A 14,674-nucleotide genomic window follows, 5' to 3' on the forward strand; every position below is an offset into this window, starting at 1 on the left:
CTAACGGGGGTACGAGGACGATGACGACAACTGCCGCCCATTCATTCGGATGAAAGCATGCAAGCACATGAGATCGCGATGGCAGCGCCGACAGTTCGGATGGACGACCCGGTGTCGAAAGCCGTCCAGCTGATGGCCGTGAACAGGTTGCCCGGGCTGGTTGTCGTCGACGAAGCCGACCGTCCGGCCGCGGTGCTGCCCGGCACCCAAGTGCTGCGCATGGCGATCCCGGAGTCGTATCAGGACGATTCTGCCCTGGTCCACACCGTCGACGAGGTCCATGCCGACCTGTTCTGGCACGGGCCGGGCAAGCTGTCGGTCCGCGATTGCCTGCCCGACCCGGTCGCCAAACCGGCGACGGTGGCACCGGAGGCAACGCTGCTCGAGATTGCGACCAAAATGGCTAAGAAGCGAAGCCCGCTGGTTGCGGTCGTGGATCGCGACGGCAAGCTGACCGGTGCGGTGACCTTGGAGCGACTGCTGATCAGTCTGGCGGTCGCCGGTCCCAGCGACTGATACGAACGAGGCGAGCCCGTGTCGGTAGACGCCAGAGTGGCCCCGGTGCTCGCAATTGCCATATTCGTTGTCGCTTTCTGGTTCCTGGCGACCGAACGGGCGAACAAGGTCAAGGCGGTCCTCATCGCCGCGGGCCTGATGACAGTGCTCGGCCTGATTCCCGGCGAACGGGTCTTCTACTCCGAGCACGAGGGCATCGACTGGAACGTCATCTTCCTGCTGTTCGGGATGATGGTCATCGTCGGCGTGATCAAACAGACCGGCCTCTTCGACTTCCTGGCCATCTGGGCCGCAAAACGCTCCCGCGGCAAGCCATTTCGGCTGATGGTCATGTTGATGACCATCACCGCCATCGCCTCGCCAGTGCTCGACAACGTCACTATCATCCTGCTGGTAGCGCCCGTCACACTGGTCGTCTGCGAGCGGTTACGCATCGCGCCGCAGCCGTACATAATCGCCGAGGTACTCGCGTCGAACATCGGTGGCGCGGCCACCTTGATCGGAGATCCACCCAACATCATCATCGGTAGCCGCGCCGGGCTCTCGTTCAACGACTTCCTCGTCCACATGGCGCCCGTAGTGACCGTGATCTTCGTGGTGTTCGTGGTCTTCACCCGGCTGCTATTCCGCACCCAACTACGCGCGGACAGTCAGCATCTGCAAGACGTGATGGCACTGCAGGAGCGGCGTGCGATCACAGATACCCGGTTGCTCCGGCGGGCACTCGCCGTACTCGCCCTCGTCATCGTCGGGTTCGCCCTGCACTCGGTCCTGCACGTCGCGCCGTCGATCGTGGCGCTCCTCGGCGCCGGCGCGATGATCCTGGTGTGCGAGGTCGAAGTGGAAGACGTGCTACCAGAGGTCGAATGGTCGACGCTGGTTTTCTTCATGGGCCTTTTCGTCATGGTTGCCGGCCTTGTGCACACCGGCGTGATCCGGACGATCGGCCACACTGCCGCATCCTTTTTCCGTAACAATTTCTTCCTCGCCGCCACCGCATTGCTTTTCGGCTCAGCGGTGCTCGGCGGGTTCATCGACAACATCCCCTACACGGCGACGATGACGCCGGTCGTCGAGAGGATGGTGGCCGAAGATCCAGATGCCGCGAGCGGCCAGGCGCTGTGGTGGGCATTCGCCCTGGGCGCCTGCTTCAGCGGCAACGGCACCGCGATCGGCGCCAGTGCCAATGTCGTCGCGATTGCGATCGCCCGACGGGCGGGGCAGCCGATCAGCTTCTGGCAATTCACCAAGTACGGCATTGTGGTCACGCTATTCAGTACGACCCTCGCCTGGCTGTACGTGTGGTTGCGCTACTTCTAGTCGTTCCGGCTACGGCGTTCGTCTATCAGCGTCAACGCTCCGGTTGTTCGACCGCCCGCCGCCGTACAGGTGTTTGGCCTCGCGATTCCAACGCCGTGTCAAAGCCGACGCCCATAACGCCGAGTGTGGGGCCTATGCACGAAAATGCTTGGAAATTCGTACATAGGCCCCACGGTCGAGCAACTAGTGAACGGGGCGTGGTCGTGATTCAGCGCCAATAAGCACCCGAGGGCATAGCACGCCCACGAGTACCGCCCCGTACCGATCCCACGCCCACTGGTAAATGCGGTCCATGGCAAAACGAAACACCCCCGGGCTGATGACCGGGGGTGTTTCGCGCTAGTGCTCAGTGATGGTGATGACCATGGCCGTGGCCATCGCCCTCGGGCTCCTCTGGCTTCTCGACCACCGCCGTCTCGGTCGTCAGCACCATCCGGGCCACCGATGCCGCGTTGAGCACCGCCGAGCGCGTGACCTTGACCGGGTCGATGACCCCGTCGGCAGCCAGGTCGCCATAGGCCAACGTCGCCGCGTTGAGCCCGTGGCCGGCGGGCAGCTCGCTGACTTTGCTGACCACCACTGAGCCGTCCAGCCCGGCGTTGGTCGCAATCCAGTACAGCGGCGCGCTGAGCGCATCGGAGAACACGTCGACGCCCACCGCCTCGTCTCCGGACAGTGATGCACGCAGATCGGTCAGGGCCTTGCGGGCCTGCAGGAGCGCGGTTCCGCCACCGGTGACGATGCCCTCCTCGACGGCGGCCTTAGCGGCGGCCACCGCGTCCTCGACACTTTCCTTGCGCTCCTTGAGCGCGGTCTCGGTGGCCGCGCCGACCTTGATTACGGCGACGCCGCCGGCCAGCTTGGCCAGCCGCTCTTCGAGCTTCTCCCGGTCCCAGTCGGAGTCGGTGGTCTCGATCTCGGCGCGCAGTTGCTTGGCACGGTTGGCGATGGCCTCGGCGCTGCCGCCGCCCTCGACGATCACGGTGTCGTCCTTGCTGACCACCACGCGGCGAGCCGAACCCAGCACGTCGAGGCCGGCTTCGCGCAGCAGCAGACCGACGTCAGGGTTGATCACCTGCCCGCCGGTCACGACGGCGAGGTCCTCCAGGAACGCCTTGCGGCGGTCACCGAAGAACGGCGCCTTGACCGCGACCGCCTTGAGCGTCTTGCGGATGGCGTTGACCACCAACGTCGACAGCGCCTCGCCTTCGACGTCCTCGGCGACCACCAGCAGTGGCTTGCCGGCTTCGGCGACCTTCTCCAGCAACGGCAGCAGGTCGGGCAGCGAGCTGATCTTGTCGCGGTGCAGCAGAATCAGGGCGTCTTCGAGGACGGCCTGCTGGGCGTCGAAGTCGGTGATGAAGTAGGCCGACAGGAAACCCTTGTCGAAGCCGACGCCCTCGGTGAACTCCAGCTCGGTGGACAGCGTCGAGGATTCTTCGACACTGACCACCCCGTCGTGGCCGACCTTGGTCATCGCCTCGCCGACCAGCTCACCGATCTGCTCGTCGCGCGATGACACGGTGGCCACCTGCGCGATACCGGTCTTGCCCGACACCGGGGTGGCCGCGGCCAGCAGCGCCTCGGAGACCGCGTCGGCAGCCTTGCTGATTCCGGAACCGAGCGCAATCGGGTTGGCGCCGGCGGCGACGTTGCGCAGACCGCCCTTGATCAGCGCCTGCGCCAGCACCGTCGCGGTTGTGGTGCCGTCACCGGCGACGTCGTTGGTCTTGGTGGCCACCGACTTGACCAACTGGGCGCCCAGGTTCTCGAACGGGTCTTCCAGGTCAATTTCTCGAGCCACGGTGACACCGTCGTTGGTGACGGTTGGGCCACCAAAAGCCTTGGCCAACACCACATGCCGGCCGCGTGGACCCAGCGTCACCCGAACCGCGTCGGCCAGCCTGTCCACCCCGGCTTCCATTGCCCGCCGGGCTTTTTCGTCGAACTCGATCAGCTTGCTCATAAGTCTTTCCTGCTCTTTTGGCTGGGCGGTCAACAAAGCGCACCGCCCCGGAAATCACCCGCACGACGCGGGGATTGCCGGGGCGGAACACGCCTCTCGTTACTTGGAGACGACGGCCAGCACGTCGCGCGCCGACAGGATCAGGTACTCCTCGCCGTTGTACTTGATCTCGGTGCCGCCGTACTTGCTGTAGATGACGGTGTCACCCTCGGCCACATCCAGCGGGATTCGCTTCTCGCCGTCCTCATCCCAACGGCCGGGGCCGACGGCGACAACCGTGCCTTCCTGCGGCTTCTCCTTGGCGGTGTCGGGAATGACCAGACCGGACGCGGTCGTGGTCTCGGCCTCGTTGGCCTGTACGAGGATCTTGTCCTCGAGTGGCTTGATGTTCACGCTCGCCACGATTGGAGCCCTCCACTAGTTAGGTTCGGGCCGGGGCCATCCCCGGACCGTGTCGGTGTAGGTCCGGAGCAAGCCCCGAACCGTCGGTTACCAGGTGTTCGGCACTCGGCCGTGCCCTCACGTCGTCGTCGCGGGTGCCGACGCAGGGGTGGTCCGATCGCCACCTAGCACTCTATACGTGAGAGTGCTAGCACTCAAGGTCGCCCCGCTGCTTCCCTTGCCCCGGGCGCGAGCGCGCCCAACACGCGGTCTTTCGTCGGCGCCCGCAGCTACAAGACCTGGCCTTTTACCACCGGGAGGCCCGGGTCGGTGGCCACATCCAGCGGCGACGGCGACGCACCGGCCGCGACCAGATGCGCCGCGAACGAGGCGATCATGGCGCCGTTGTCGGTGCACAACCGTGGCCGCGGGATCCGCAAGGTCAGACCGGCTTGCGCGCACCGCTCCTCGGCCAGCTCGCGCAGCCGTGAGTTGGCGGCCACCCCGCCCGCGATCAGCAGGGTGGAGACGCCGAGCTCGGTCGCCGCACGCACCGCCTTCATGGTCAGCACGTCGGCCACCGCCTCCTGGAAGCCGGCGGCGATGTCGGCGGTCGGCGCATCGGGGTGGCTCTCCACATACCGTGCGACGGCGGTCTTGAGCCCGGAGAAACTGAACGCATGCGGATCGTCGCGCGGCCCGGTCATGCCGCGGGGAAACACGATCGCGTCGCGGTTGCCGGTGCGGGCCAGCTCGTCGAGCACTTTGCCGCCGGGGTAGCCCAGGCCCAGCAGCCGGGCCACTTTGTCGTAGGCCTCGCCGGCGGCGTCGTCGACGGTGCTGCCCAGTTCGACGATCGGCTCGCCCAGCGACCGCACGTGCAACAAATGGGTGTGCCCGCCGGACACCAGCAGCGCCACGCTTTCCGGCAGCGGCCCGTGTTCGTAGACGTCGGCGGCCAGATGCCCGCCCAGATGGTTGACCGCGTAGAACGGAACGTCCCAGGCCGCCGAATACGCCTTGGCCGCAGCGACTCCCACCAACAGCGCGCCGGCCAGTCCTGGCCCGATCGTCGCGGCGACGACGTCGGGCCGGCGCACGCCCGCGGCGTCCAGCGCGCGGCGCATGGTCGGCCCAAGCGCCTCCAGGTGTGCGCGCGAAGCGATTTCGGGCACCACCCCGCCGAAGCGGACGTGCTCGTCGACGCTGGATGCCACCTCGTCGGCAAGCAACGTAACGGTGGCCCCCACACCGAAGCCGTCGAGCCGGGCGATGCCGACACCGGTTTCGTCACAAGAGCTTTCGATTGCGAGGATGGTCGTCATGCCGGATCACGCCTCATTGTGTACGCGTCGGCGCCGCTGGCCCGGTAGTACCGCCGGCGCAGGCCGACATCGGTGAATCCAAAGCTTCGGTACAGCGCGATCGCGGGCGCATTGTCGGTTCGCACCTCCAAATAGACGACGCCGCCGTCGGCGAACTCCAGCAGCTCGGTCAGCAGCCGACGCCCGATCCCCTGCCCCTGATAAGCCGGATCGACGCCGATGGTGTGCACCTCGTACTCGAACGGCGGTGTGCGGCCCAGCCGGGAAATGCCGGCATAACCCACCAGCAGGTCGCCGGCGCGCGCGGCCACGTAGTGGTTGTGCTTGGCGGCCAGTTCCCGGCGAAACGCGGGCTCGGGCCACGGATCGTCGCCGGGAAACAGCAGCGCCTCCAATTCCGCGCAGCGCTGGGCATCGGCGGGTGTCAGCGGGCCGATCGTGATGGTCATTGCGATGCCCGCTCGGCGAGTGTCTTGGCGTCGGGCCGGCGCAAATACAACGGCACCAACGGTGCCGGAGCCTGCGACCAGTCAATGGCCACCGCCGATGGCGCGGCTCCTCCTCGGGCCGTCCCGGCTCGCATCGTCACCGCGCGCACCAGCCCGCGCGGCGTTGGGGAGACCGGATCGCAGCGCGGCAGGTCGAACAGCGCCGCGTGATCGGGTGAGCCGGCGACCGCCCGAGCCGGCCCGGGGTCGACGTCGGCGGCGGCATTGACTGCCGGCCCGTCGACGCGCATCCCGTCGTGGTAACGGGCCCAATAGATCTCGCGGCGACGCGCGTCTGTGACGACCAGCGTGTCGCCGTCGGTCAGAACGCCGATGGCGTCCAGACTGCACACGCCGTACACCGGGATTTCCAGTGCATGCCCGTAGGCGGCCGCGGTGGCCATGCCCACCCGCAACCCGGTGAACGGCCCGGGCCCACAGCCCACCACCACAGCGTCGAGATCAGCCATCGCGACCTCAGCACTGGCCAGCGCTGCCAACACATTCGGCGTGATCCGCTCGGCGTGCGCGCGCGCGTCGATCGTGACCTGTTCGGCCAGCACCTGGTCGTCCGCCACGATGCCTGCGGTCACCGCCGGGGTGGCGGTGTCGATGGTGAGCACCAGCCGGCTCATCGGCCGCTCCATTGCCAGGTGGCAGTCCGTGCCTCCGAGTTGCTGATGCGCTCGAGGCGGATGTCGAGGTGACGCTCCGAGAGCCGCTCGGCGAGTCCCTCGCCCCATTCGACCACGACGACGGCGTCCTGCAGCTCGGTGTCGAGGTCCAGCGAGTCCAGTTCGGCGAGCAGGTCGGCGCCGCTTCGATCGAGTAGCCGGTAGAAGTCGGCGTGGATCATCGCCGGCGCGCCCGCGCGGCGCGCCGGGTGCACCCGCGCAAGCACAAATGTCGGTGACGTGATCGGTCCCTCGACATCGAGCGCCTCCGCAATCCCTTTAGCCAGCACAGTCTTTCCCGCCCCGAGTGGTCCCGAGAGCACTACGACATCACCGGCGCGCAGATGCGCGCCCAGCCGGGCGCCCAGGGCGATGGTGTCTTCGACCCGGTCCAGCGTCGCCGTGCCGGACAGCTCAGCTCTCACGAGACCAACTCCGCTCGCGCCAGCGCCGGGCCAACCCCGCCAGTCTGCCCGGGGTGGCTCGCTTCACCAGCCGCACCAAGCCTTGGTTGATCGGCTCCGGCTTGCCCAGCAGCACCAGGTGACCGGCCCTGCCGACGATGATCAACTCGCAGTCCGGCAGCGCGCTGGCCATCTTGCGCGAGTATTCGGCCGGGGTGAGTAGGTCGTTGTCACCGCACACGATCAGGGTCGGAATCTTCGCCAGGGTGGGCAAACCCGCGGTTTCGTCATGTGTTTCCAGCGCGTGCAAGAACTCCACCATGGTCGGGACCGGGGTGTCGTGCATCATCTTCTCCGAGAACGCCACCACGCTCGGGCTGACATTGAAGTCACCGTATGATGCCGCGCGCAGGATCGGGCCGATCAGTGAACGCGCCGCGTGCCGGCCGTGGTGCACCAGTTTTGGCGCGGTCCGCGCAGCCAACCGGACGGCGTCCAGTGCGGGGTTCTGCAGGATCTCGCCCAGCGGTGACTTCGAAACGCCTTCAGCTGCAGATGAAATCAGTGCGGCGCCGACGATCCTGCTGCCGTAATGCTGCGGGTACTGGCGGGCGTGGGACAACACGGTCATACCGCCCATCGAATGGCCGACCAGCACGATTGGCCCTCGCGGTGCGATCACTTGCAGCAAGGTCTCCAAATCCATGCCCAGCTGGACCACCGTGTAGGTATCCGGCGACGCTTCCCCGGAGCGGCCATGGCCGCGCTGATCGTAGAAGATCATCCGGACCTTGTCGCCCCACTGCTCGCTAAATTGCTTGCGCTGAAAGTAGAAGGCGCCCATCCGCAGACAGAATCCATGAGCAAACACCACTGTCAACGGCGCGTCGACGGGTCCGACCTCGCGCACGGCCAGCGGTACGCCGTCCGGGGTCGTCACCACGTAGCTGCGATCGCCCTCCAGTGCCTCGAAATCCTCGTGCACATAAGGATCGTCAATTTCAGCGCGGCGCGTCATCTGCCGGGCGACCGACACCCCGGCAACGGTGCCTACGGCTGCCAGACCGGCAGCGCCCGCCAACCACCGGGCAAACCCCACCCTGCCCTTAGGAAAGCGGTCAATATGATCACCGCTCAACGAGTTTCGACCTCACGGTAGGTCCGAGTGATCCGGCCGCGAGGGCTGGTCACCACTTCGTAGTGAATGCTGCCGAGCAGGTCGGCCCAGTCCTGGGCGGTGGGTTCACCACAAATGCCCGGCCCGAACAGAATCGCCTCGTCGCCCTCGACGACGTCGGGTTTGCCCGGTCCCAGGTCGACGAGGAACTGATCCATGCAGATTCGCCCGACGCCGCGGCGGCGCTGACCGTTGATCAGCACGTCGAGCCGACCGCTGAGGGCGCGGAAGACGCCGTCGGCGTAGCCGATCGGCAGCAGCGCCACGTTGGTGTCCTGCTCGGCGATCCAGGTGTGCCCATACGACACGCCTTCGCCCGCGCGAACGCCGCGGACCAGTGCCACAACGCATTTGACCGTCATCGCCGGGATCAGACCCAGATCATCGTGCCGGCCGAAGGGGTTCAACCCATAGACCGCGATACCGGGCCGAACCATATCGAACGCCAGGTCCCGCCGGCTGAGAACGGCCGACGAATTCGACAGATGAGCCACCTCATAGCGCAGACCACTATCCCGTGCTCGGGCAAGCACTTCGCGAAAGCGTTGCGCTTGAACGTCATTGGCGGGATGCTCGGGTGTATCGGCGCAGGCCAAATGTGACATGAAGCCACGCAGCCGGATGGCGTCGTCGCCGATGGCGCGGCGCAACGCAACCAGCATCGCCGGGAGCTCGGCGGCGCGAACACCGTTGCGGTTCATGCCGGTGTCCACCTTGACCGTGACTGTTGCCGCCTGGCCGGTGCGGCGTACCGCGTCGAGCAATTCGTCGAGCTGGCGTAGCGACGACACCGCGATCTGGATGTCGGCGGCAAGCGCCGGTGCGAAATCGGTGCCCGGCCGGTGCAGCCAAGCCAGCACCGGCGCGGTGATGCCGTCGGCTCGCAACGCCAGCGCTTCGTCGACGGTGGCGACACCCAGTTCGGTCGCACCGGCGCCCAACGCGGCGCGTGCGACGGGTGCGGCGCCATGGCCGTAACCGTCTGCCTTGACGACGACCATCACCTGCGCGGAGCCGGCATGTTCGCGCAGCACGCCCACGTTGTGTGCGATGGCGTCGAGGTCGACCAATGCCTCCGCGATCAGGCCGCTGGTCGCAGATATTGCAGTCATCTTCCGGTCATTGTCCCAGAACCTGCCGCGTCGACGTCCGGGCCGACACCCGACCGCCCTGGGTCGGGGCGCTAGATCACGGACACCATGGCGGAATTGGGCAGAAATTGAGGGCAGGTGCGGGCGGAGGCTTCGGGGGCGGATTCTCGCCGTCCCAGATCAAGCTGGAGACGTTGCCCATCCCCGGCCAGACGAAGTAGTAGGTGTGGCAGACATTCCAGTCCCAATTGAGCGGGTCGGTGACGTGATTGCCAGTCGTCGGCACGGGCTGCTCTCCGGGGCACCAATGATGCGGCGGGCCCCAATCGCTGTCGTCGGCGTTACCAGCTATCGCCGGGCCTCCAAAGACCAATACGACTGTTGCCAGCGCCGTGAGGCCTCGTTTCGCCCAGCTAACATTTTCCCCTGACGCGCAGCGACCCGTCATTGCGACTCCTGTCCTCGGAGGATCAGCTCAGTATGGGCTGACCGATCGGGCCCAGGGGCAAATCTGTCGTTTTTGCTCGACGGTGTATCGCTCAGTGCGCGAAGTGCTGCTGGGTGAAGTGACCGCCCGGCTTGAGCTTGTCCAACGTTGTCAGCGCGGTGCGAGTGTCGTCGTGCAAGGCCCGCGCCAGGTCTGCCGACAGCCCCTCGCGCACCACGATGCGCAGCACCGAGACGTCGCTGGCGTTGTCGGGCATGGTGTAGGCGGGCACCTGCCAGCCGAACGTGCGCAGCTCGTGGGACACGTCGAATTCGGTGTAGCCGCGGTCGCCGGCGAGCCGCGCGGCAACTACCGGGATGGCCGACCCGTCGGAGATCACGTCGAAATGTTCCCCGGCGGTCAGCTCGTGGGCCAGCCAGCGCGCCGTTTGCGACAGCGTCGCCATGATCTGGGTATAGCCTTCGCGGCCCAACCGCAGGAAGTTGTAGTACTGGCCGACCACCTGGTTGCCCGGGCGGGAGAAGTTCAGCGTGAAGGTGGGCATGTCCCCACCGAGGTAGTTGACCCGGAACACTAGATCCTCGGGCAGGTGTTCGGGGCCGCGCCACACCACGAACCCGATCCCGGGATAGGTCAGGCCGTACTTATGACCGCTGACGTTGATCGACACCACCCGCGGCAGCCGGAAATCCCACTTCAGCTCCGGATGCAGGAACGGCACGACAAAGCCGCCGCTGGCCGCGTCGACGTGCACCGGGACATCCACCCCGCCGCCCGCGGCCAGCTTGTCCAGCGCCTGGCAGATCTGGTCGACCGGCTCGAGTTCACCCGTGTACGTGGTGCCCAGGATCGCCACCACCCCGATGGTGTCCTCGTCGACGGCATCGACGACCTGTTCCGGCGTGATGACGTAGCGGCCCTCTTCCATCGGCAGGTAGCGCGGCTCGACATCGAAGTAGCGGCAGAACTTCTCCCAAACCACCTGCACGTTGGAGCCCATCACCAGATTCGGGGTGCGGCCTTTCCAATCTTTGCCAATTCGCTGGCGCCAGCGCCATTTCAGCGCCAGCCCACCGAGCATCACCGCCTCGCTCGACCCGATCGTGGACACCCCGATCGCGCTGGACGGGTCGTCGTCGCGCAGCCCTTCGGCGTGGAAGAGGTCGGCGACCATGCACACGCAGCGCTGCTCGATGGCCGCCGTCGCCGGATACTCGTCCTTGTCGATCATGTTCTTGTCGAACGTTTCGGCCATCAGCTTGCCGGCCTCGGGATCCATCCAGGTGGTGACGAACGTGGCCAGGTTCAGCCGAGAGCTGCCGTCGAGCATCAGCTCGTCGTGGATGAACCGGTAAGCGGCCTCGGGATCCATCGACTCCTCAGGCATCCGCAGCGCCGGTACCGGCGCGGTGAAGAGGCGGCTGGTGTAGGCGGGACTGACCGAATGCGAAGGGACAGACGGATGATTCGGCAACACGACAGATCCTTTCGTTTTCGGCGCTAGAGGCCGGCCAGAGCCGTCCGGATGTGCGGAATGATGCGCGACGCAGACGTCGGCGCCTCACCCGGTCCTGGATCGCCGGCCGACAGGGCAGCCGCGCGGGCATGCACGAATGCCGCCGCAGCGGCCGCCTCACCGGTGGGCAACCCTGCCGCCAGCAGCGCGCCGATCATGCCGGACAGCACGTCACCCGAACCGGCGGTGGCCGCCCAGGACTGTCCCGCCGGGTTGAGATAGACCGGCCCGCCGGGTTCGGCGATCACGGTGACGTTGCCCTTGAGCAGCACAGTGGCCCCGAACGCGTCGGCGAGCTTACGGGTGGCGCCGATGCGGTCCTCACCGGGTGGAGCCCCGGCCAAGCGGGCAAACTCGCCGGCGTGCGGCGTCAACACGGTCGGGGCCCGGCGCTCGGCCAGCAGGTCGGGGTGAGCCGCCAGGATGGTCAGCGCGTCGGCGTCGACGAGCACCGGCAGATCGGTGTCGAGGGCGAACCATAGGGCCGCGGCGCCGGTGTCGTCGGTGCCCAGCCCGGGCCCGACGACCCAGGCCTGCACCCGTCCGGCCGATGCCGGGGTGGGTGATGCGATGACCTCGGGCCAGGCCGCAAGCACCTGTTCGTGCGCACTGCCGGCGTAGCGGACCATGCCGGAGGTGGCGGCGACCGCGGCGCCGGTGCACAGCACCGCCGCGCCGGGATAGGTCGACGAGCCGGCGATCACCCCGGTGACGCCCTGGGTGTACTTGTCGTCACGCGGGCCCGGCACCGGCCAGCGGGCTACCACGTCGGCGGCATCGAAGGCCCGCACATCGCTCTCGGGCAGGTTCAGGCCGATGTCGATCAGTCGGACACGGCCGCAGTCGGCGAGCGCATGCACGGGTTTGAGTCCACCGAAGGTGACGGTCAGCGCGGCTTGCACGGCCGGCCCGGTGATCGCTCCGGTCGCAACATCGATGCCGCTGGGGATGTCGACGGCGACGACGGGTATCCCGACGGCGCCGGCGAACACCTCGGCCGCCGCCGGCCGCAGCGGCCCGGAACCGGAGATGCCTACCACCCCGTCGATGACGAGGTCGGTGTTCGCCGCGACGGAATCCACAATGCGGCCACCGGCTTTCTTGAATGCGGCCAAGCCTTTCCGGTGGGCGCGATCCGGGTTGAGCAGGACCGCGTCGGCGGCCGCACCGCGACGTCGCAGAAACGTCGCCGCCCACAGCGCATCACCGCCGTTGTCGCCGGAGCCGACCACCGCGCACACCCGCCGGCCCACCACCCCGCCGGTGCGGGCGGTCAATTCACCGATGATCTCGGTGGCCAATCCGTACGCGGCACGGCGCATCAGCGCTCCGTCCGGGAGACTGGCCAGCAGCGGTGCTTCGGCCTCGCGAATCGCCTCTGCCGAGTAGTAGTGCCGCATCCGCCCGCATGCCTCCGCTCGTGTGCCCGCGCGTCACCAAGGTTACGTCGGCCGGGAATTTCCTCAACGAGGTTCGGATCTACTCGACGGTGACCGACTTGGCCAGGTTCCGCGGCTTGTCGACGTCGTAGCCGCGGGCCTGCGCCACCGACGCTGCGAACACCTGCAGCGGGATAGTCGACAGCAGTGGCTGCAAAAGCGTTGACACGGCCGGGATTTCGATCAGGTGATCGGCGTACGGCCGTACCGTGTCGTCGCCTTCCTCGGCAATGACGATGGTGACCGCGCCGCGGGTCTGGATCTCGCGGATGTTGGACAGCAGCTTGGAGTGCAGGGTGGCCGAGCTCTTGGGTGACGGCATCACCACGATGACCGGGAGGTCGTCTTCGATCAGCGCGATCGGTCCGTGTTTGAGCTCGCCGGCGGCGAAACCCTCGGCGTGCATGTAGGCGAGCTCTTTGAGTTTCAGCGCCCCTTCGAGCGCCACCGGGTAGCCGACGTGGCGGCCGAGGAACAAAATCGCCGGCGCCTGTGCGAACCGGTAGGCCAGGTCGGCCACCGGCTGGATCCCGGTGAGCACGCGGGCCACCAGGTCCGGCATGGATTCCAGTTCCCGATACTCCCGTTCGACCTCGTCGGGGTATTTGGTGCCACGTGCTTGCGCGAGCGCAAGCCCGACAAGATAATTGGCGGCAATCTGGGCCAGGAACGTCTTGGTCGACGCCACCCCGATCTCTGGTCCGGCACGGGTATACAGCACCGCGTCGCATTCCCGCGGAATCTGCGAGCCGTTGGTGTTGCAGATCGCCAGCACCTTGGCTTTCTGCGCCTTGGCGTGCCGCACCGCCTCGAGCGTGTCGGCGGTTTCGCCGGACTGGCTGATCGCCACCACCAGGGTGCTGCGGTCCAATACCGGGTCTCGGTAACGGAATTCGCTGGCCAGCTCCACCTCGACCGGCAGCCTGGTCCAGTGCTCGATCGCGTATTTGGCCAGCAGCCCGGAGTGATAAGCAGTGCCGCAGGCCACCACGAAGACTTTGTCTATTTCACGCAGCTCCTGATCGGACAGCCGCTGCTCATCAAGCACGATGCGGCCGTCCACGAAGTGCCCGAGCAGGGTGTCGGCGACCGCGGCGGGCTGTTCGGCGATCTCCTTGAGCATGAAGTACTCATAGCCGCCCTTCTCGGCGGCGGCCAGATCCCAATCGATATGGAAGGGACGGGCATTCGCGGCGTCGTCGTTGCCGTCGAAGTCGGTGATCCGGTAGCTGTCCGGGGTGATCACCACAGCCTGGTCCTGGCCCAGTTCGATGGCGTCGCGAGTATGCGGGATGAACGCGGCGACGTCGGAGCTGATGAACATCTCGCCGTCACCGATGCCGACAACCAGCGGTGTGGAACGGCGGGCGGCGACGATGGTGCCGGGCTCGTCGGCGTTGGCGAACACCAACGTGAAGTGGCCTTCCAGCCGGCGCACCACGGACAAGACCGAGGCCGGGAAATCGCCAGCGGTCGCTCCCCCTCGGTAGGCCTGCGCCACCAGGTGTACGGCGACTTCGGTGTCGGTGTCGCTGGCGAACTCGACACCGGAGGCCTCCAGCTCGCGGCGCAGGATCACGTAGTTTTCGATGATCCCGTTGTGGACGACTGCGATCTTGCCCGCCGCGTCGCGGTGCGGGTGCGCGTTGCGATCTGTCGGACGTCCGTGCGTGGCCCAGCGGGTGTGCCCGAGGCCGGTGTTGCCGACCAGGGCGGCGGCATCGGTGTGGTCGAGCGCGCGCTCCAGGTTGGCCAACCTGCCGGCCCGTCGGCGCACTGTGAGTGTGCCTGCCCCGTCGATTAGCGCGATGCCTGCCGAGTCATAGCCGCGGTACTCCATCCGGCGCAGCGCCTCGACGACCACGTGGCAAGCAGACTGCTGACCGACGTAGCCGACGATTCCGCACATAGCTGACCAGGGTAATGCAG

Annotated in this window: 14 protein-coding genes; 2 read left to right on the forward strand and 12 right to left on the reverse strand. The window is 66.9% G+C overall.

The window, feature by feature from the left end:
• Nucleotides 1-57 precede the first annotated feature (57 nt).
• The gene (locus tag MSP7336_RS00745; protein ID WP_069395362.1) at nucleotides 58-516 is read left to right on the forward strand and encodes a CBS domain-containing protein; all 459 of its coding nucleotides are present in this window, start codon (nucleotides 58-60) and stop codon (nucleotides 514-516) included.
• Nucleotides 517-552: 36 nt separating this feature from the next.
• Nucleotides 553-1,836: an ArsB/NhaD family transporter gene (locus MSP7336_RS00750; RefSeq protein WP_069395363.1), complete on the forward strand. Its 1,284-nt coding sequence runs from the start codon at nucleotides 553-555 to the stop codon at nucleotides 1,834-1,836.
• Nucleotides 1,837-2,182: 346 nt separating this feature from the next.
• Here the strand turns inward: MSP7336_RS00750 and groL are convergent, their stop codons facing one another.
• The 12 genes from groL to glmS form a co-directional block, all read right to left on the reverse strand.
• A complete protein-coding gene (gene groL, locus MSP7336_RS00755; RefSeq protein WP_069395364.1) occupies nucleotides 2,183-3,802 on the reverse strand; it encodes a chaperonin GroEL in 1,620 nt (539 codons plus the stop codon).
• 99 nt (nucleotides 3,803-3,901) lie between these two features.
• Complete coding sequence (gene groES / locus MSP7336_RS00760) at nucleotides 3,902-4,204, reverse strand: co-chaperone GroES (RefSeq protein ID WP_003892970.1); 303 nt, start codon at nucleotides 4,202-4,204, stop codon at nucleotides 3,902-3,904.
• 269 nt (nucleotides 4,205-4,473) lie between these two features.
• Nucleotides 4,474-5,508: a tRNA (adenosine(37)-N6)-threonylcarbamoyltransferase complex transferase subunit TsaD gene (gene tsaD, locus MSP7336_RS00765; protein WP_069395365.1), complete on the reverse strand. Its 1,035-nt coding sequence runs from the start codon at nucleotides 5,506-5,508 to the stop codon at nucleotides 4,474-4,476.
• Complete coding sequence (rimI, locus tag MSP7336_RS00770) at nucleotides 5,505-5,957, reverse strand: ribosomal protein S18-alanine N-acetyltransferase (RefSeq protein WP_069395366.1); 453 nt, start codon at nucleotides 5,955-5,957, stop codon at nucleotides 5,505-5,507. Before rimI ends, tsaD begins: the two co-directional genes overlap by 4 nt.
• Nucleotides 5,954-6,643 (reverse strand): tRNA (adenosine(37)-N6)-threonylcarbamoyltransferase complex dimerization subunit type 1 TsaB, encoded by a 690-nt coding sequence (gene tsaB / locus MSP7336_RS00775; RefSeq protein ID WP_113962842.1) that lies wholly within the window; start codon nucleotides 6,641-6,643, stop codon nucleotides 5,954-5,956. The genes rimI and tsaB overlap by 4 nt, the downstream gene beginning before the upstream one ends.
• Nucleotides 6,628-7,095, reverse strand: a complete 468-nt coding sequence (gene tsaE, locus MSP7336_RS00780; RefSeq protein WP_069395368.1) for a tRNA (adenosine(37)-N6)-threonylcarbamoyltransferase complex ATPase subunit type 1 TsaE — start codon at nucleotides 7,093-7,095, stop codon at nucleotides 6,628-6,630. Before tsaE ends, tsaB begins: the two co-directional genes overlap by 16 nt.
• On the reverse strand, nucleotides 7,085-8,212 hold the full coding sequence (locus tag MSP7336_RS00785) for an alpha/beta fold hydrolase (protein WP_372507625.1): 1,128 nt from the start codon (nucleotides 8,210-8,212) through the stop codon (nucleotides 7,085-7,087). The genes tsaE and MSP7336_RS00785 overlap by 11 nt, the downstream gene beginning before the upstream one ends.
• Nucleotides 8,209-9,363: an alanine racemase gene (gene alr / locus MSP7336_RS00790; RefSeq protein ID WP_069395369.1), complete on the reverse strand. Its 1,155-nt coding sequence runs from the start codon at nucleotides 9,361-9,363 to the stop codon at nucleotides 8,209-8,211. Before alr ends, MSP7336_RS00785 begins: the two co-directional genes overlap by 4 nt.
• A 76-nt stretch (nucleotides 9,364-9,439) precedes the next feature.
• Entirely contained in the window at nucleotides 9,440-9,628 is a 189-nt protein-coding gene (locus MSP7336_RS23500) for a hypothetical protein (RefSeq protein WP_139819622.1), read from the reverse strand.
• 253 nt (nucleotides 9,629-9,881) lie between these two features.
• Nucleotides 9,882-11,267, reverse strand: coding sequence for a glutamate decarboxylase (gene gad / locus MSP7336_RS00795; protein WP_113962843.1), 1,386 nt, complete (start codon nucleotides 11,265-11,267; stop codon nucleotides 9,882-9,884).
• A 23-nt stretch (nucleotides 11,268-11,290) separates the two neighbouring features.
• Nucleotides 11,291-12,706, reverse strand: coding sequence for an NAD(P)H-hydrate dehydratase (locus tag MSP7336_RS00800; protein WP_069395370.1), 1,416 nt, complete (start codon nucleotides 12,704-12,706; stop codon nucleotides 11,291-11,293).
• Between the two features lie 79 nt (nucleotides 12,707-12,785).
• Nucleotides 12,786-14,654 (reverse strand): glutamine--fructose-6-phosphate transaminase (isomerizing), encoded by a 1,869-nt coding sequence (glmS, locus tag MSP7336_RS00805; protein ID WP_069395371.1) that lies wholly within the window; start codon nucleotides 14,652-14,654, stop codon nucleotides 12,786-12,788.
• Nucleotides 14,655-14,674: the final 20 nt, after the last annotated feature.

It is taken from the genome of Mycobacterium shimoidei (assembly GCF_900417275.1).
Lineage (GTDB): Bacteria > Actinomycetota > Actinomycetes > Mycobacteriales > Mycobacteriaceae > Mycobacterium > Mycobacterium shimoidei.